Source organism: Acidovorax sp. 22279, assembly GCF_052045435.1.
GTDB lineage: Bacteria > Pseudomonadota > Gammaproteobacteria > Burkholderiales > Burkholderiaceae_C > Acidovorax > Acidovorax delafieldii.
On record NZ_JBQEOV010000015.1, the window covers coordinates 124016 to 141626 of the forward strand.

General features: G+C 66.2%; 11 protein-coding genes and 1 pseudogene. 4 read left to right on the forward strand and 8 right to left on the reverse strand.

What is annotated here, in order from left to right:
• Positions 1 to 36: 36 nt before the first annotated feature.
• Positions 37 to 1284: a cystathionine gamma-synthase family protein gene (locus tag ACTJKQ_RS19150; protein ID WP_056746087.1), complete on the reverse strand. Its 1248-nt coding sequence runs from the start codon at positions 1282 to 1284 to the stop codon at positions 37 to 39.
• A 149-nt stretch (positions 1285 to 1433) separates the two neighbouring features.
• The gene (gene sbcB, locus ACTJKQ_RS19155; RefSeq protein ID WP_440597753.1) at positions 1434 to 2882 is read right to left on the reverse strand and encodes an exodeoxyribonuclease I; all 1449 of its coding nucleotides are present in this window, start codon (positions 2880 to 2882) and stop codon (positions 1434 to 1436) included.
• Between the two features lie 221 nt (positions 2883 to 3103).
• Here sbcB and ACTJKQ_RS19160 point away from each other — a divergent pair, with 221 nt between their 5' ends.
• Positions 3104 to 4471: a lytic murein transglycosylase gene (locus tag ACTJKQ_RS19160; RefSeq protein WP_440597764.1), complete on the forward strand. Its 1368-nt coding sequence runs from the start codon at positions 3104 to 3106 to the stop codon at positions 4469 to 4471.
• Positions 4472 to 4505: 34 nt separating this feature from the next.
• Here the strand turns inward: ACTJKQ_RS19160 and ACTJKQ_RS19165 are convergent, their stop codons facing one another.
• Positions 4506 to 5342 (reverse strand): dienelactone hydrolase family protein, encoded by an 837-nt coding sequence (locus ACTJKQ_RS19165; RefSeq protein ID WP_440597754.1) that lies wholly within the window; start codon positions 5340 to 5342, stop codon positions 4506 to 4508.
• 85 nt (positions 5343 to 5427) lie between these two features.
• Between ACTJKQ_RS19165 and ACTJKQ_RS19170 the strand changes: the two genes are divergently transcribed.
• Positions 5428 to 6345, forward strand: a complete 918-nt coding sequence (locus tag ACTJKQ_RS19170) for a LysR family transcriptional regulator (RefSeq protein WP_440597755.1) — start codon at positions 5428 to 5430, stop codon at positions 6343 to 6345.
• Between the two features lie 108 nt (positions 6346 to 6453).
• Here the strand turns inward: ACTJKQ_RS19170 and ACTJKQ_RS19175 are convergent, their stop codons facing one another.
• Positions 6454 to 7272: an alpha/beta hydrolase-fold protein gene (locus tag ACTJKQ_RS19175; RefSeq protein WP_056746092.1), complete on the reverse strand. Its 819-nt coding sequence runs from the start codon at positions 7270 to 7272 to the stop codon at positions 6454 to 6456.
• Between the two features lie 415 nt (positions 7273 to 7687).
• Between ACTJKQ_RS19175 and ACTJKQ_RS19180 the strand changes: the two genes are divergently transcribed.
• On the forward strand, positions 7688 to 9286 hold the full coding sequence (locus ACTJKQ_RS19180; RefSeq protein ID WP_440597756.1) for a methyl-accepting chemotaxis protein: 1599 nt from the start codon (positions 7688 to 7690) through the stop codon (positions 9284 to 9286).
• 275 nt (positions 9287 to 9561) lie between these two features.
• Here ACTJKQ_RS19180 and ACTJKQ_RS19185 read toward each other — a convergent pair whose 3' ends face one another.
• The 4 genes from ACTJKQ_RS19185 to ACTJKQ_RS19200 form a co-directional block, all read right to left on the reverse strand.
• A complete protein-coding gene (locus tag ACTJKQ_RS19185) occupies positions 9562 to 12825 on the reverse strand; it encodes an error-prone DNA polymerase (protein WP_440597757.1) in 3264 nt (1087 codons plus the stop codon).
• Between the two features lie 19 nt (positions 12826 to 12844).
• A complete protein-coding gene (locus ACTJKQ_RS19190; protein ID WP_440597758.1) occupies positions 12845 to 14446 on the reverse strand; it encodes a DNA polymerase Y family protein in 1602 nt (533 codons plus the stop codon).
• On the reverse strand, positions 14409 to 15335 hold the full coding sequence (gene imuA, locus ACTJKQ_RS19195) for a translesion DNA synthesis-associated protein ImuA (protein ID WP_440597759.1): 927 nt from the start codon (positions 15333 to 15335) through the stop codon (positions 14409 to 14411). The genes ACTJKQ_RS19190 and imuA overlap by 38 nt, the downstream gene beginning before the upstream one ends.
• Before the next feature lie 344 nt (positions 15336 to 15679).
• Positions 15680 to 16990: an HD-GYP domain-containing protein gene (locus tag ACTJKQ_RS19200; protein WP_440597760.1), complete on the reverse strand. Its 1311-nt coding sequence runs from the start codon at positions 16988 to 16990 to the stop codon at positions 15680 to 15682.
• A 531-nt stretch (positions 16991 to 17521) separates the two neighbouring features.
• Here ACTJKQ_RS19200 and ACTJKQ_RS19205 point away from each other — a divergent pair.
• Positions 17522 to 17611, forward strand: a pseudogene (locus tag ACTJKQ_RS19205) (DUF4148 domain-containing protein); the annotation flags it as partial.

The following is a 17611-nucleotide window of genomic DNA, read 5'->3' on the forward strand; positions in this document are numbered from 1 at the left end:
CGGGGCTCCCGGTCAGGGTGGGCAGTTCAGGTGGGGTCAGGCTCCGGCCAGCGCCTGCTCAAAGTCGGCCAGCAGGTCTTCCGCCTCTTCCAGACCCACCGACAGGCGGATCATGCTGTCGGCAATGCCCATGGTGGCGCGCACGGCGGGGCCGGCCTCCCAGAAGATGGTGTGCGCCACCGGGATGATCAGCGTGCGCGTGTCAGCCAGCCCCGTGGCCTTGATGGGCAACTGCAGGCGGTTGCACACGGCCAGGCACTGGTCGGGGTTGCGCAGCTCGAACGACAGCAGCCACGAGCCCGCCTTGAGGTGCTTGCGCGCAAAGGCGTGCTGCGGGTGCGAGGGCAGCATGGGGTACAGCACGCGCGAGACGGCCGGGTGCGCCTCCAGCCGCTGCGCCAGCGCCAGGGCGGTGGCACTGGTGCGGTCCATGCGCAGCGACAAAGTCTCCGCGCCCAGGGCCAGCTGGTGGGCGGCGTGGGACGACAGCGTGCCGCCCATGTCGCGCAGGCCCTTTTTGCGCAGCTGCTGCAGGCCCCAGCCCTTCGCGTCGCCCTTGCGGTAGGCCGCAAAGATGTTGGGGTAGCCCGACCAGTCGTACAGGCCCGTGTCGGTGATGGCGCCGCCCAGCGCGTCGCCCTGCCCGCCAATGCTCTTGGTGAGCGAGTTGACCACCAGCCCCGCGCCCACCGTGGCTGCACGGAACAGGTAGGGCGATGCCACGGTGTTGTCCACCACGTAGAGCGCGCCATGCGCCTTGCACAGCGCGCCAATGCCTTCCAGGTCGGGGATCTGCGTGCCGGGGTTGGCAATGGTTTCGACAAACACCATGCGGGTGTTGGGGCGCAGCGCGGCGGCCACATTGGCCGCGTCGGTCACGTCCACCGTGGTCACTTCAATGCCCAGGTCGGCCAACGTACCGAACACGCTGTTGGTGTTGCCAAACACGAACTGGCTGGCCACCAGATGGTCGCCCGCCTTGAGCAGCGTGAGGAACACCGCGCAGATGCCCGCCATGCCGGTGGAGAACACGATGGAGCCGTGCCCTCGCTCCATCTGCGTGATCTTGGCCTCCAGCGCCGCCGTGGTGGGCGTGCCCTGGCGCGCGTAGTTGAAGCCGCCCTTGGCCGTGCCCTGGAAGACGGCGATCAGGTCCTCGACCTTCTCGTAGCCGTACTGCACCGAGGTGTGAATGGGCTTGTGGATGGCCCCGTGCTCGGCGCCGCCCAGGCGGTCGGCGTGCACGATCTGGGTGGTGAAACTGTGGTTCTGCGGTGTCGTCATAAAAATCTGCGCTGTTTCTGCGTGGCTACTTACAAGACGGGGCGATCACTACTGGCGCGCCCTGATGCCAGTGCACCCGTGGAACTGGCTTTGCCAGGCCACCGGGTGCGTCCCCCTCCGGGGGAAGGCGCGCAGCGCCTCAGGGGGAGTCATCGCTCCGGTGCGATGTGTTCAGCGTAATCGTACAAGGCGCCCAGGATGTCTTGCGTCCGCTCGTCGTCGGCGGTCTCCGAGAGTTCGTCGATTTCGGTGAACAGCTGCTCCACCGTGCGCGCCCCGCCCTGCCCGTCAAACAGGCAGGCGGCGCGGTGCGCCTCCCAGCGCTCCTGCTCCTCGGGCGACAACGTCTGCGGAAAGTTGCGCGCCCGGTAGCGCCACAGCAGCTCGGCCAGGCGCGGGTCGTCAAAGTTGGCACGCGCCTTGGCCAGCTTGTCGCCGCTCAGGGTGCGCAGGTCGTTCAACAGGCGCCGGTCGTTGTTGCCCACAAAACCGCCGTACAGGTCCTGGTCCACATCCGGTGCCGGCTCTTGCGGGCGGGCAAACACCGCCGGCCAGATGCCGCTCATGTCGGGCAGCGCGCGCGCCACCTCGGCGTGCTGTGCGGCCTGGGCCAGGTCGATGCCCCAGCGCTGCGCCAGCGCGGGCGTGAGCGTGTTCACATTGCCCACCACCATGGGCGACTTGTTCAGGTGGATGGTCTTGATGGGCAGGCGCGTGACGCCCTCGGGCAGCGCGTCGGCCTTGCTGAACATGCGCAGGCGGATGTCCTCCACATTCAGCGTGGCCAGCTCGCGTGGGTCGTGGGCCAGGTCCCAGGCGATCAGCTCGTTCTTGTTGGTGGGGTGGTTGGCCAGTGGCCACATCACAGCCAGGCAGCCGCGCTCGGTGGGGAACATGCCCGACACATGCAAGAACGCGCGCGCCGTGGCCGTGGTGGCGGGCAGCCGCAGTTCGGCGGCCACGCGGTCCTTCTTGTGCAGGCTGAGGGCAAAGTCAAACAGCTTGGTGTTGTGCTGGCGGATCAGCCGTGCCAGCGCAATGGTGGCGCGCACGTCCGACAGCGCATCGTGCGCGGCATCGTGCTGCAGGCCGTTGGCCTTGGACAGGTGCTCCAGCTTGAAGCTGGGCGTCACGCCGTCTTCCTTCTTGGGCCAGGTGATGCCGTCGGGCCGCAGCGCATAGGTCATGCGCACCACGTCCAGCAGGTCCCAGCGGCCGCACTGGTTTTGCCACTCGCGCGCATAGGGGTCAATGAGGTTGCGCCAGAACATGAAGCGCGTGATCTCGTCGTCAAACCGGATGGTGTTGTAGCCCACGCCAATCGTGCCGGGCTGCGCAAACTCGGACTCGATGCGCGCGGCAAACTGGTGCTCGGGCACGCCCTGCTCCAGGCACTGCTGGGGCGTGATGCCGGTGATGAGGCACGACACCGGGTCGGGCAGATAGTCGTTGGCGGGCTGGCAGTACAGCATCAGTGGCTCGCCGATTTCGTTCAGCTCGGCATCGGTGCGGATGGCCGCGAACTGCGCAGGCCGGTCGCGGCGCGTGTTGGCGCCAAAGGTTTCGTAGTCGTGCCAGAGGAAGGTGTGGGGCGCCATGGTCGGTAGGCTAACAGGGGGCTGCAGGCGGTGGCTCGCGCACGGCGGGCGGGGCGCAAGGCGATCAAGGTGCCACTGTAACCGCATTTTTCAGTGTTTTTGACCGCAAGCGCTAGTGGAACATGCGCAAGCAGCTATCAAAAACATAGTAAATATATTCACCATACGGACTGATGCACATTCGCCCCCTGTACGCGGGCTGGCACGCGGGACAATGGCGCATGCCCAGTTTCATTGCTTCCCCTTGCTCCCTGGGGCGCGCCCCCGCCCTGCCCGTCGCCGCTTCCCACGCCCCCACAGGCGTTGCCGGAGTGGCCCTGGCAGCTGCCCTCGCCCTCGCGGGCTGCGCGTCAGCCCCCAGCCCCACCCCCACACCCGCAGCAAAACCTGTGGCTGCGGCCACACCGCCCACAGCGTCACCCACCACAGCCGCCACACCGCCACAGGCCAGCCCCGATGCCGACCACACGACCGGCTTTGCCCAATGGCTGAGCAGCTTTTCGGCCCAGGCGCTGGAGGCGGGCATTCGCCCCGCCACTGTGCGCGACGTGCTGGGCAAGGCGCAGTGGCTGCCCCGCGTGGTCGAGCTGGACCGCGCCCAGCCAGAGTTCACCCGCACCCCATGGGCGTACCTCGACAGCGCCGTCTCCCCCCAGCGCATCGCCCAGGGCCAAGCGCAATTGGCGGCGCACAGCACCGCCCTGCAGGCGGCAGCCGCCCGCTATGGCGTGCCGGCCAGCGTCATCACCGCCATCTGGGGCATGGAGAGCAACTACGGCAGCAACTTTGGCACCTTCCGCACGGTGGATGCATTAGCCACCCTAGCGTATGAAGGCCGCCGCCGCGCCTGGGCGCAGACCGAGCTGCTGGCAGCGCTGCGCATCATCGACCAGGGCGACATCGCCGCCGACCGCATGATCGGATCGTGGGCCGGGGCCATGGGGCACACCCAGTTCCTGCCCTCGGTGTTCCTGGCCTACGCTGTGGATGCCGACGGGGACGGGCACCGCGACATCTGGGGCAGCGTGCCGGATGTGACGGCGTCCACCGCGCATTTCCTCGCCCGGTCGGGCTGGAAATCTGGCGAGCCTTGGGGGGCCGAAGTGCAGTTGCCCCCCACGTTCGACCACGCCCGCGCCGACCCCGCCGTGCGCCAGACCACAGCCCAGTGGGAGTCCGAAGGGGTGCGGTCCATCGACGGGGCGCCGTTGCCCGACCTGGCCGGGGCCTCCATCGTCACCCCTGCGGGCGCGCGGGGCCCGGCGTTTCTGGTGGGCAACAACTTCCGCACCATCCTGCGCTACAACAACTCGGTCAACTACGCGCTGGGCGTGGCGCTGCTGGCGCGGCAGATCGACGGCGGGGGGCCGGTGGCCGCCCCATGGCCCCGCGACATTGAGCCGCTGTCGCGCGCACAACTGCAAGCCCTACAAGAAGCCCTGAGCCGCAAAGGCTTTGCCGCAGGAACCCCGGACGGCGTGATGGGCCCCGCCACCCGCGCAGGCCTGCGCGACTACCAGCGCAGCCTGGGCGTGGTGGCTGACGGGTATCCGACGCTGGAACTGCTGCAAAAGCTGCAGGCGCCCTGAAGGCCGCACGGCACCTGCAGGTCGCCCGTGTTTTTCAGGGCTTCAATAAGTCCACCAGAAAGCCCTGCACCGGCTGCCGCGCCGCCCGCAGATTCAGCAGCGTGTGGGGCGCGCCGGGGATCAACACCACGCTGGCCTGCGGATGGTCTTTGAAGGCCCGGGCGCAATGACCGCTGGCCGAGGCGTTGCCCAGCCAGGTGTTGGCGGGTGAAAAGAAGGGGTCGGTTGCGCTGATGATGTTCAGCACCTGCTGTCCCGGCACCACGGCCGTGTCAGGCCGCTCCACAAAGTAGTTGTCCTCACAACTCCACGAAAAGATGATGCGGCCCGCAAACTCGGCGCCGCCATAGCGTGCCACGGCCGTCGCGCCCTCGCTGGTGCCTGCGAGCACCAGACGCTGCATGTCCGCCCAGGGCTGGGCCTGCAAGGCCTGCAGTGCCAGGGTGATCTCCGACCGGCGCAGCGCGTGGATTTTTTCGTACGCCTCCTTGCTGGCGGGCGACTTGTAGGTCACGCGGTCAGGCAGCGCAAACGAGTCGGGCGCCACGCTGGCAATGCCCAGGCTGCCCAGCCATTGCTGCCACTCGCCAATGGCCTTGAGCCCCAGGCCCGACGAGCCATGCAGGAACACCACCACGGGCACCTTGTTGCGCACCGTGGCGGGCGCATCCTTGAACGCCCCCACATAGGCGGCGCCTCCGGTGGCCTGGGCGGGCAACACCAGCTGCGCCCCGGCCATCACGCCTTTGGCAGACGCCTCGGTATGGGCCGTCGCTGTGCCCTTGACCTCCCCTACTGGTGTTTGGGCTTGGGCAGCATTAAGGCCCAGAGACAACAGGATGGCCAGAGACAGGGTCGAGATTTTTTTCATGGTGCAACTCCTTTTGGGTTGCACTGTAGAAAACGGCACAATTCCTGTCCAATGCATCAATTGATGCAATTCATAGCCAATCATTATGAATCTCACCCAACGCCAGCTGCGCATGTTTGTGACCACCGCCGCCGTGGGCAACATCTCGCGCGCCAGCGAGGCCCTGCACATCAGCCAGCCCGCGCTCACCCGCGCGCTGCAAGAGTTTGAGAGTCAGCTAGGGGTCGCGCTATTCCTGCGCACCACCCGCCAACTGGCCTTGACGCCAGAGGGTGAGCGATTCCTGCCCGTCGCCCAACGGTTGCTGCACGACCTGACGGAGGCCGCCGCCCTGATCCAGGGTGAAGCCACGGGCCAAAGCGGCTCGGTCAGCCTGGCAGTGGGCGAGGCCTTTGGCTGCACCGTGCTGCCCGACATCCTCCAGTCCTTCGTAAAAACACACCCTGGCGTGCGGGTGCGCGTGGTCAACGACAACAGCCAGGGCATCACCCGCCGCGTGGCACAAGGCGAGGTGGACTTCGGCATTGGCTCACCCGTTGGCCGCACCGAGGCCCTGCGCTGCACCAAGCTGCTGAGCGCACCGCTGGGTCTCCTGTTCAACCCACAGCTGCACCAGCTCAAGGCCTGGGTCCGTACCGAAACACTGGGCGACCTGCCTCTGCTGAAGGAAGGCAGCGACACCAGCATTGTCAGCGTGCTGCGCGCGCAAGGCTCTGACCTGGTGGCACACATGGACCATGGGGTGGAAGTCTCCAGCCTCGCCCTGCAATTGGCCATGGCACGGGCTGGCGTGGGCATTGCGGTGATGTCTGCACTGGGCGCATCGCACAGGGATGCTGCCGATTTGCGCTTTTCGCCCCTGCGCCCTACCGTGCAGCGCGAGGTGTTTGTGATGCAGCAGAGGGACCGAGCGCTGTCAGTGCCCGCGCGGGCATTGATAGAGGCGGTGGTTGCGGGAGCCAAAGGGGCACAGCTGCATCGCCTGGTGAAGCTGGAATCATGAAGGGATGACCCGATGTCTGCACGTGGCAATGACCGAGAAAAGTGCATTGGTTCTTGACACCGGACGCTGGCGCTGGCGCAGGTGCAGGCGCCGCAGCACAACGCCCGCCTAGGAAAAGAACCGCTTCAACGCATCTTCAAATGCAGGCACATCCGCGCCGACATGCGAAGTGTTGTACTCGGCCTTGAGCGATACCAGGCCCGGTAGGTTCTGAGAGGCGATCTGATTGAAAACAGGAATACCGATCAGTGGGTGGTTGCCGCCACTCGCACCCGCAAGGAACAAGGTCGCTGGCACAGCCTTTCCATCAATCTGCTTTTCAAACGCTAAGACCCCCGCCGGGCTGGTGTGCTCCCCCACGCTGCACTCTGTCGACAGGTAGTATGAAAAACTGGGGGGCACACCTGCACGCGCCTCCAGTATCAACGCGGCCAGAACGAAGTACCCACCATGGGACAAGCCCGACAACGCCCTTCGTTTGCGATCAATCCGGTACTGGCTCTCAATGGTGGGCGCCAGTTCTTTCACCAGAAAGTCGAGGTACTTCGTTGCGCCGGGCATGAGAAAGTCAGTGCCCCTCCAGGCCGTTCCCCCAATGCCAACCAAAACAGCCTGGGTACCACGGCGCTGCATGACCTCTTTGAACGTGTCAAAGCGCGAGCGATTGGCGCCCCCGTACGGAGCGTCCCCTTCGGTCGCGTAGATCACAGGCAAAACGGTCGTGCTGTTGGCGTACGACTCTGGCAAGAAAACCTGAATGGCGTACGTGTTGCCATTGGCAACCGACTTGATGGTGGAGTTGATCACCTGGCCTGATGCGGCGGGCCCTGCACCGTCGCCGGCCCCTCCGCCTCCGCAGGCGGTCAGGACGGCGGACGCCGCGCAAATGAGCGCACTTCTGCGCGCGTGCTGAAACTCCATGCCCATGTGTGGTTCCTCCTGCTGCGCCATGGTGGCGGGTGAATGCGACACAACTCGGCCATCTTAGGGGCTCCGGGCGGCAGACGGCTGCGTGGACAAGTTGCGAGTTCCTTAAGACCAAGTTAATCCAGCCGCTTCATGCTGCCAAGAACGCGGGCCCGGGAACAGAAGACGCTCGATTCCGGCTCGCGGAGCACGCCTGAAGGGTCGGTCCGAATGCCGGACAGACACCGAAAAATGATCTCGGCCTTTGCCGATAAATGATTAATATGATATATTTGATTAAATCGACAGGCTACAACCTTAGCGGCAGGTGAAAACAGGCCGTTGAAGGTCAGGCCCAACGCCCCGCCGTCACTAACCGGGTTAGAGAGGATTCAAGGAATCCCGTCGAGACAAGACCATCCAGAAAGATGCCGACATGAAAAATCTGAAAATCTCGACCCGCCTGTACGGTGCATTTGCCACCCTGATATTGCTGCTGATGGGGCTTGCAGGGCTGGCTGCCCTCCAGCTCTCCACCATGCGGTCAGCCACCGTGGAAATTGCGGACAACTGGCTCCCCAGTGTGCGGGCAGCCAATGAGATGGACTCGCAGCTGTTGGTGGCACGCATGACCGTATTGGGTCATGTCATGAATACCGACGCGGCGGCGATGGAGGCGATTGACAAGAAGGTAGTGACCGACCGGCAGAAACTGGATCAGTCATTGAAGGCCTACGAGAAGCTCATCAGCGGGGACAACGAGCGCAAGGCATATGACCAGCTCGTGCAGCAATGGAAGCAGTACCGCGAGGTGGATGACCGCGTGCTTGCACTCTCGCGCAAGAACGAAAACGATCAGGCTCGGAGTCTCGTGGAGGGTGAGTCCAAGAAGCTGTTTGATCTGACCATGGAGACGCTGGACCAGCTGGTAAAGATCAATAGCGATGGCTCGGAGGCATCCCGGGCAGAGTCGGAGGCAACCTATGCCAATGCACGCGCAACGCTGCTGATGATCTCGACCCTTGCGATAGTGCTGGCCGTGGTGACAGCCCTCTTGCTGGTGCGCTCCATCACCCGCCCGTTGGCCCAAGCCGTGCAACTGGCAGAGCATGTGGCTGGTGGTGACCTCAGCACCACCATCCAGGTCACCAGTACGGATGAAACGGGCCAGCTCATGACAGCGCTGGAGCGCATGCAGCAAAGCCTGGTGAACACCGTGAGCATGGTTCGGCAAAACTCTGAGAACGTGTCTACGGCCTCCTCAGAAATTGCCCAGGGCAACCACGATCTGAGCGCCCGCACAGAGCAACAGGCCAGCGCGCTGGAAGAAACGGCGGCTTCCATGGAAGAGCTGAACTCCACCGTCCGGCAAAACGCAGACAACGCACGCCAGGCCAACCAGCTGGCAATGAGCGCCTCTACGGTCGCAATACAAGGGGGCGAGGTGGTCGGTCAGGTCGTCGAAACCATGAAGGGCATCAACGACAGCAGCAAGAGAATTGCGGACATCATCAGCGTCATCGATGGCATTGCGTTCCAGACCAACATCCTGGCACTGAACGCAGCGGTGGAAGCAGCACGGGCTGGCGAACAGGGCCGTGGGTTTGCCGTGGTGGCCACCGAGGTGCGCAACTTGGCACAGCGCAGCGCAGAAGCGGCCAAAGAGATCAAAACGCTGATCGATGACAGCGTTTCGAGAGTGAGTCAGGGCACAACCCTGGTGGACCAAGCAGGCACGACGATGACGGAAGTGGTGAGCTCCATCAAGCGGGTGACGGACCTCATGGGTGAGATCAGCGCCGCCAGCCAAGAGCAAAGCCAGGGCGTGGCGCAGGTGGGCGAAGCTGTGACCCAAATGGACCAGGTCACCCAACAGAATGCCGCGTTGGTGGAAGAGATGGCAGCCGCTGCCAGCAGCTTGAACAATCAGGCTGCAGAACTTGTCAGTGCGGTCGCGTTCTTCAAATTGCCTGGTGGCCGCGGAGCTTTGGCACGCATGCCTGGGCTATCGTTCGCTGCGCCTCGCCTTCAATAGGATTGCAACCTGCGCAATACGACCATCGTCGGGTGGGCTTGGCACGCCAAGACCGCTACTATCGGCCGTCGGCTTTGCCCTTTGCCGACACCCTCACTCTTGGCCCGCCTCGTGCGGGCTTTCTTTTGGAGCCCCGTCTTCAACGGCTGCATACAGCAAGCAGCCAAGCGCTCTATCTAGAGTGCCAGGCGTTGGAGGGACTGGCGGCGCGCAAGCCCCATGGGCCGCTGTTTAGCCTGACTGCCATCCCCACTACGAGCCTCGGAAACTCTCCTTCAGTGGAAATCCCGGCTTCCCTGCAGCGCCTGCCCCATGCGGCCCAGTAGGGGCGTCAGGTCCTTGAAGCGCTGGGCCACCAGGTGGCGCACCACCGCCGTGCTGCCGGGTGGGCCCGCGCTGCATTGCCACATCCCTTCCACCGCCAGCAGCTGTGACCGCAGCAGCGCATTGCGCCACACATCGACCAGGGCGGGCCAGACGATGACGTTGACGGGGCCGGTTTCATCTTCCAGCGTGACGAACATGGTGCCCTTGGCGGTGCCGGGGCGCTGGCGCACGGTGACGATGCCGCAGGCGCGCACCCTGCGGCCGTGGGCGGCGCTGTGCAGTTGCAGGGCGGTTTGCAGGCGCCAGCGGGCCAGGCGGGGGCGCAGCAGGGCCAGGGGGTGGCGGCGCAACGTGAGGCCGGTGGCGGCGTAGTCGAACAGGATTTCTTCGCCCTCGGGCGCCTCGGGCAGTTGCAGCGGGGCCTCGTGCACGGGCACGTCGCGCCACAGGGGCGGCGCGCTGTGCTGGGCGGCGGCGTCCCACATCTGCTGGCGCCGGTGGCCCGACAGGCTGGCCAGGGCGTCGGCGGCGGCCAGGGCTTGCAGGTCTTGCTGGCTCAGTTGGGCGCGCAGGGCCAGGTCTTCGGTGCTGGCAAAGGCGGGACCTGTGGCGCGGGCGTGCAGCAGGCGCCGGGCGGCATCTCCGTGCAGGCTGCCTACCAGCCGCAGGCCCAGGCGCACGGCGGACTGGGGCAGCGGCGGTGCGCCCAGGCCGCGTGCGGGGCGCAACGGCTCGGGGTTGCCCTCCAGCGTGCAGTCGATGTCGCTCACGGTCACGTCGATGGGCAGCACGCGCACGCCGTGGCGGCGGGCGTCCTGCACCAGTTGCGAGGCGCTGTAAAAGCCCATGGGCAACGAGTTGAGCAGCGCCGCCAAAAAGCACGCGGGCTCGTGGCACTTGAGCCAGCTGCTGGCATAGGCCAGCAGCGCAAAGCTGTGGGCATGGCTTTCAGGAAAGCCGTATTCGCCAAAGCCCAGCATCTGCTGGAAGATGCGGTCGGCAAATTCGGCGGGATAGCCCCGGTCTTTCATTCCTTGTTTGAGAGGCTCTTCAAAGCGATGCACGCCCCCCTTGCGCTTCCATGCGGCCATGGAGCGGCGCAGGTCGTCGGCCATGCCGGGGGTGAAGCCCGCCGCGATCATGGCGATCTGCATCACCTGCTCCTGGAAGATGGGCACGCCCAGTGTGCGCGCCAGGGCGTCCTCCAGCTCCGGCTTTTCGAGTTGCAGAGACTCGCCCTTGCGCCGGCGCTCGCGCGCCTGCAGATACGGGTGCACCATGCCCCCCTGGATGGGACCGGGGCGCACGATGGCGACCTCGACCACCAGGTCGTAGAACTCGCGCGGCTGCAGGCGGGGCAGCATGCTCATCTGGGCGCGGCTTTCGATCTGGAACACGCCCACGGTGTCGGCGGCGCAGATCATGTCGTAGGTGGCGGGGTCTTCGCGCGGGATTTCCTTGAGACCCCAGTGCTCGCCGCGCAGGGCTGCGCGCAGGTTGAGGCAGCGGCGCAGCGCGCTGAGCATGCCCAGGGCCAGCACATCGACCTTGAGCAGGCCCATGTCATCGAGGTCGTCCTTGTCCCACTGGATGACGGAGCGGTCCTTCATGCGGGCGGGCTCCACCGGCACCAGCCGCGTGAGCTTGCCCTGGGTCAGCACAAAGCCGCCCACATGCTGGCTCAGGTGGCGCGGAAAGTCCTTCAGGTCGGCAGCCAGCTCCAGCCACAGCCGGGCGGTGTGCCGGTGCAGCGACACGCCCACCGCCTGGGCCAGCTCCTGCAGGCGGTCGGTGGCAAAGGTTTCGTCAAACCAGTGGTGGTCTTTGGCAAACGCATCGACCAGGGCGGGCGCCACGCCCAGGGCCTTGCCCACGTCGCGCAGGGCGCTGCGTGTGCGGTAGCAGGTGACCACGGCGGCGATGGCGGCGCGGTCGCGGCCGTATTTGTCGTAGATGTACTGGATGACCTCTTCGCGCCGGTCGTGTTCGAAGTCCACGTCGATGTCGGGCGGCTCGCTGCGCTCCTTGCTGATGAAGCGCTCGAACAGCAGGTGGGACTGCTCGGGGGCCACCGCCGTGATGCCCAGCACGTAGCAGACCACCGAGTTCGCCGCCGAGCCCCGGCCCTGGCACAGGATGCCCACGCTGCGCGCAAACCGCACGATGTCGTGCACGGTCAGGAAATACATCTCATACCCGCAGTGCGCGATCAGGTCGAGCTCTTTGCGGATCTGCGCCTGCACGCCCTCGGGCGCGCCCAGCGGGTAATGGCTTCGCACCCCCAGCTCTACCAGCCAGGCCAGTGCCTGGGCAGGTGTCATGCCCTCGGGCACGGTCTCCAGCGGGTAGCGGTACTGGATCTCACTCAGGCTGAAAGTGCAGCGCCCGGCCACGGTGAGCGTGGCCGCCAGCAATTCGGGCGGGTAGATGCCCGCCAGCCGCACGCGCTGGCGCAGGTGGCGCTCGGCGTTGGGCTGCAGCGCAAAGCCGCACTCGGCCACGGTGCAGCCGCGCTTCACGGCGGTGATCACGTCCTGCAGCGGCTTGCGCGAGCGGGCGTGCATGTGCACGTCGCCCGCCGCCACCAGCGGCAGCTGCAGTGCAGCGCCCACGCGCTGCAGCGTGGCTAGCCACAGACTGTCGTCGGCGGCCTGGTGCAATTCGACCGCCAGCCACACATGCGGAGCCTTTTGAGAGCCTAACTGGCCGGTAGCGCTAGTGATACATGCGCTGATTGCTACAAAATCAGAAGCATCAAAGCGCTGACGGCATGGTGTCAGCAGCAGCTCGCACCCCTGCAGCAAGTGCCAGGGGCTGTCCGCACCCACGCGGTATTGCCCCTTGGGCGCAGCGGCGCGGGCGGCGGTGATGAACTCGCACAGGTTGCCCCAGCCCTCGGCATCGCGCGCCAGCGCCACCAGCCGCAGGTCGCCCCACAAAAACTCGCTGCCCACGATGAGGTGCAGGCCACATTCCTTGGCCGCCCCCCAGGCACGCACCACGCCGGCCACGGAGCATTCGTCCGTCAGCGCCAGCGCCCGGTAGCCGAGTTGGGCAGCACGCGTGACCAGCTCTTGCGGGTGCGATGCGCCGCGCTGAAAGCTGAAGTTGGACAGGCAATGCAGCTCGGCATAGCCCGGCAGCTCGCCCGCGCCCGCTGCGGGGCCTGGCACCGCAGTGGCCTGTGAAGGATGTCGGCGCGTCAAACCCATGGACAACCACCCTGCCCGCTCACCCAAAGATTCCGTGCAAGAACCAGCGGTATGGGCGAGCCACCGCTGGCGTGCCATCCAGCGCAGGCGCCAGGCGCTCGCGAAACACCCACACCAACCCCGCCACGTCGTTGTGGGCCACAAAGTAGTCGCGCAAGGCCAGGCCTGCGCAGGGGTGTGCTGGGTCCACCGCACCGTCGGTGGCAGACCACCAGCCCGCCTCCAACCGGTGGGGCCCGGCCAGCAAGCGCAACAGGCCGTGGTGGCAGGGGCGGTTGCCCTGCACGGCCAGCTGCCGGGGCGGGTTCAGCAGCCAGGTGGGCAACAAGGGGGCATCCGGGACGATGCCCTGCGAAGCACCGTCCGCACGCGCGGACACAGGACCGGTGGGTGTCCGCGTGGCTGCATTGCGCGTCGCAGCGGCGGGCATGCCCAGCACTTCAGCGGCCGGTCGCCATTGCTGCATGCGTTCGGGCCGATGGTCGGCCAGCAGCACCGGTGCCACCACGTGGTCGGCCCCCAGGCGGGCCGACAGGCGCTCCAGCAGCTGGTGCAGGGCCTCGCCGGGGGTACCGGCCGGGTCGGTGCTGCCATGGCTTGTGGGGTCACGCCCGCCCACCTCCCCCGGGGGCAGCAGGCTGGCACTGCGGTGCGGCAACGGGGCCGCGTCGAGCAGCCGCAGCGTGATCTGGTTGACCGGCGCGGCCAGCGTGGTGCGCGCCAGGTTTTCGGCCAGCAGGCGCCGCAGGTGCACCAGGTCGTGGGTGGCCTGGGCGGTGCGCACCTGCAGCGCCTGGGTGGGGGGCAGCGCCACGCCATCCAGGCGCCGCAGGTCGTGGCGCCAGGCCAGCTCCAGCGCCAGCACGCCCTGCTGGCGCGCCTGCAGCCAGGCCTGCAGGGCCGTCAGGCTGCGGCTGGCGCTCCACAGCAGTGCGTCGGCCGACGCGGCCAAGGCGGGCAGCTCGGTGGTCAATACAAACTGCTCGGGCAGTTGCAGCCAGGCATGGGCCTCGGGGGCATCGCCCAGGGCCTGGTCCAGCACTTGCAGCACGCCCGCCCCCAGGCGCCGCGCCACGCCCGCACGCGGCAGCACCCGCAGCGCCCCCCAGGTGCGGCACCCCATGCGCTCCAGGCTGGCCACATGGGGGCGCAGCGCCGTCAGCGTGTGCAAAGGCAGGTTCTCTGCACTGCCCTGCGGCGGGCAGATGCGCCCTGCCAATGCCATGCGCAGCCTGGCCTGAGCGACCAGGGCGGTGGGGCCTGTGCCCCACACAGTCGGTGCATGGGGCACCGGGGCTGTGGTCGATCCAAAGGAATGGGCAGGCTCTTCAGTGCTGCGGACGGGTGGAGGGACAACGCCCTCCCCTTCGCATCGGGCCGACGCATCGGCCCAGGCTTGCAGCACCAGTGCCTGCAGCGCATCGCGCCCGCCCCACAGGCGTTCGGTGGTGGACACCTCCAGCAACACCGCCTCGCCATCGGCCAGCGCTACACGCGGCGTGAAGCGCAAGGCCCACCAGCCGGCGGCGGCGTTCTGCACTCCGGTATTTCTATCCGTGCTTGTACCCGCCAAGGCGGCGACCTCATCGCACCAGGGCAATGGCAGGGCGATCCAGTGCATGCCTGCTCCCTTCTGGCCGGCCTCCGGGTCGGCCTCCTGGCTCGCATACGGGCTGGACTGGGGGCACATGGCGCGCCAGCGAACCCGCCAAGACCCCGGCCACACGGGCAGCCGCAGCTTGGCGCCCCGCCACCTGGGCAATGGCGACCTCTTGCGCAGCGCGGCGCCGCTCGGCCTGTGCCACCAGCACCTGCGCCAGCTGAGGGTGGCAGCCCGGCAGTTGGAGCACCTGCGCCAGCGGAGGCCCCCGGCGCTTGAGGATCTGCACCTGCATGCCGGGGGCTGCTGCGGCATCCCCTGGCAAAGCCAGCCCCTGCACCTGCAGCCGCAATTGGGCCGGCGACGCCTGAGACACCCGCGATGCAGGCCCTGGGGCATCGACCGGACGAAACACCCACAACAATTGCTGCTGCTGGGCCGCCGCCAATTGCAACCGCCGCAAGGCGGCAGGCTGCGCCTGGGGCAGCCAGGCCATGACGGCCAGCACGCCCTGGCAGCGCAGCGCCTGCTCGGCCGCCCACAAGGCGACCATGGGCGAGTCGGCATGCACCACACACATCCGCTCTGCCCGCAACCCCTGCGACTGCAGGGCCGGGCCAAAAGGCTCGCACGGCGGCGCTACCAGCACCACGGCCCCGCTCTGCCGGGCCGTGGCCTGCACCAGTGCGGGCAGCACCAGTTGCCATTCGTGCAAGCCCGCCAGGGGCTGCAGCACTTCGCTCAGTGCCCCCACAGGCCAGCCGCCGCCCGGCAGCTGGGCATCCAGCGCATCATGGCCCGAAGGCAATACGCGCTGCGCGCTGGCCCCCAGCGCGTCGGCATGCCACACCCCAGGCACGGGGATGGGCAAATCGGACGCAACCCGCAAAGAGGGGCGTGGCGCAGGCATGGTGGTGGGAGAAGTTGAGGCAACACGAATACTGTAAATATAACCAGTATTTTGCCGAATGGGTGAACCTGGCAGCGAAGACCCACCAAGGACGTCGGTATGAGGAGGCCCACGCAGGCAAGGGCTTGTTCACACTATTTTGCCAGTGCGAAGGCCTCCCCCGCCACGCCAATCCAGGCGCGCGACGACGCCAAGGCCAGGGCCTTGGCCAGGAACGCAACGACGAGTGGCGTGGCGGGGGAGGCCTTCACTTCGGGTTGCGATGCCCAGCAAACGCCGCGCGCCGGAGTACCCAGTGGAAGAGGCAAACCCCGCGCCCTGGCGGGGGCGATCCGAAAGTCTGCTTACAGCGTACGCATCGCCCAGTCGCACCAGTCCGCCACCGCCGCATCAGCAGGCGTGGCACGGTCCGAGAGCTGGGGCCAGCGGCGGTGGCTGGCGTTCAGGATGCTTTGCAGTTGCCACAGGGCCTCGCGCCCCACCAGGGCGACCTCGGCCATGCCAATGGCGTCGCCTTGCAATTGCGCCAGCAACTCGCCCTGGTGCCGGGGGTGCGAGCCCGCTTCGATCAGGGCTTTTTGCAATGCCATGAGGCGGGAATCGGTAAACGCAAAGGCAGTGCCCGCAGAAGACTTGGCCGCCGTGTCTGGGGGCAAGGCCGCCTTGAGTTGGTCCCAGTAGGCAAAGGCTTCGGCCAGCAATTCGATCTGGCGGGGCGCATCGTTACCCAGGGGCATCAAGGCCGATTCGCGGGCCACTTCCTCCTGCAGCAGCGGCAAGATGAACGCCACCAGTGCCGAAGGAAACTTGCGGTGATTGAGCCGCAGCACCAGCGACAGCCGCTGCGCGGGCATGTCGTCGTATTTCTCGTAGAAAGCAGCCACCACTTCGGCCAGTAGCAGGATGCGGCCCATGGGCGTGATATCCGCCCCTGGCAAGGCGCGCGGATAGCCGCTGCCGTCCATGCGCTCATGGTGCTCCAGCACGGCCACTTCGGCAGCACGTGGATAGGCCTGTGTGTCGCGGATCATGAGCATGGCCGAGATGGGGTGGGCCACCAGGTGCTTGCGCCCTACCCCCACCACCTTGTGGTCCGGGTCGTCCCAGGCCGGGTCCATGTGCAGCACGCCCAGGTCATGCAGCAGCGCAGCGGCCGCCACCGTGCTGCAATCGCGTTCGCTCAGCCCGCTTTTGACCGCCAGAAATACCGCCACGGTGGTCATCACCAGACTGTGCTGGAACAGCGTGGGCCGTTGGTCACGCATCACGGTGAGCTTGCAGGCCATGGCAGAAGGCAACGGCAGGGACCGCAGGGGCTCCAGCAACCGGGCACCTGAGCCCAAGGCCTCGGCCAGCATGGCGGGCAGGGTTTCCTGCTCGATCAGCGTCTGGCCCAGGGCCAGCAGTGATGGCACGTCCACCGGGTTTTCGATGGACAGATGGCGGTCAATGGGTTCGCGCAGCTTGTGCTGCACCAGGCGGTCGTACAGGCGGCTGTCGATGCGCGCGCCCTTCTCCACCAGCTTGATGCCGTTGTCGGTGTAGATGGCAGCACCTGCGACCACCGTACGCCGGTCGGCCATGTCGGTCAGCGCACGCAAGTAATGGGGACTGTCAGCGTCCTCGGCATCCGCTGAAAGAAGAATATCGGTCATGCAAGCAACACAAATCGTTACTTCGCACTATAGGGGGTTCTCTTGCGGGGCACTGACTCGCGTGACGCGATACAGACATGCAATCTTGATGCACATCAAGCAGCAGTCGCTGCTACCCGTGCTCGTTTTTTGCCGCATGGCAGAGATCACACGTCCGGATTCCCATGACCAAGACCTGGACCCGCCCGGGCTCACCGGGGTGACAAAGCCCCCTGTCACCCCAATGTCATTGTCCCAAATTGGCATCAGGGTTTTCATTCAACAATGTCGCCGGTAGCCTGCTTTTTGGTGATCCCGGACAGTCAGTCTTGGGTAAACCCTGAAAAGTTCCGCATTGATTGTTCACAATACTGGAACAGTTAGTTCGCGACCCGGTGGTTTTTCTCTGCACCCCACCGGCGTACAGTTCATCCCATCGATGAGCCGAACCCGCAAGGCGACTCACCGAACCCGGTCCCAAGCAGCTTTCTTTGTTTTTGGCGCTTTGTTCCGGTTTTTTGAGCCGCTTCTTTAACTTCAAGGATTTCCATCATGAACAACACCGCACGTTTCCTGTCTATCGCCGCTGTCGCCGCTTTCGCTTCTTTTGGTGCCCAGGCTGACGAAGCCGATGCTTCGCAG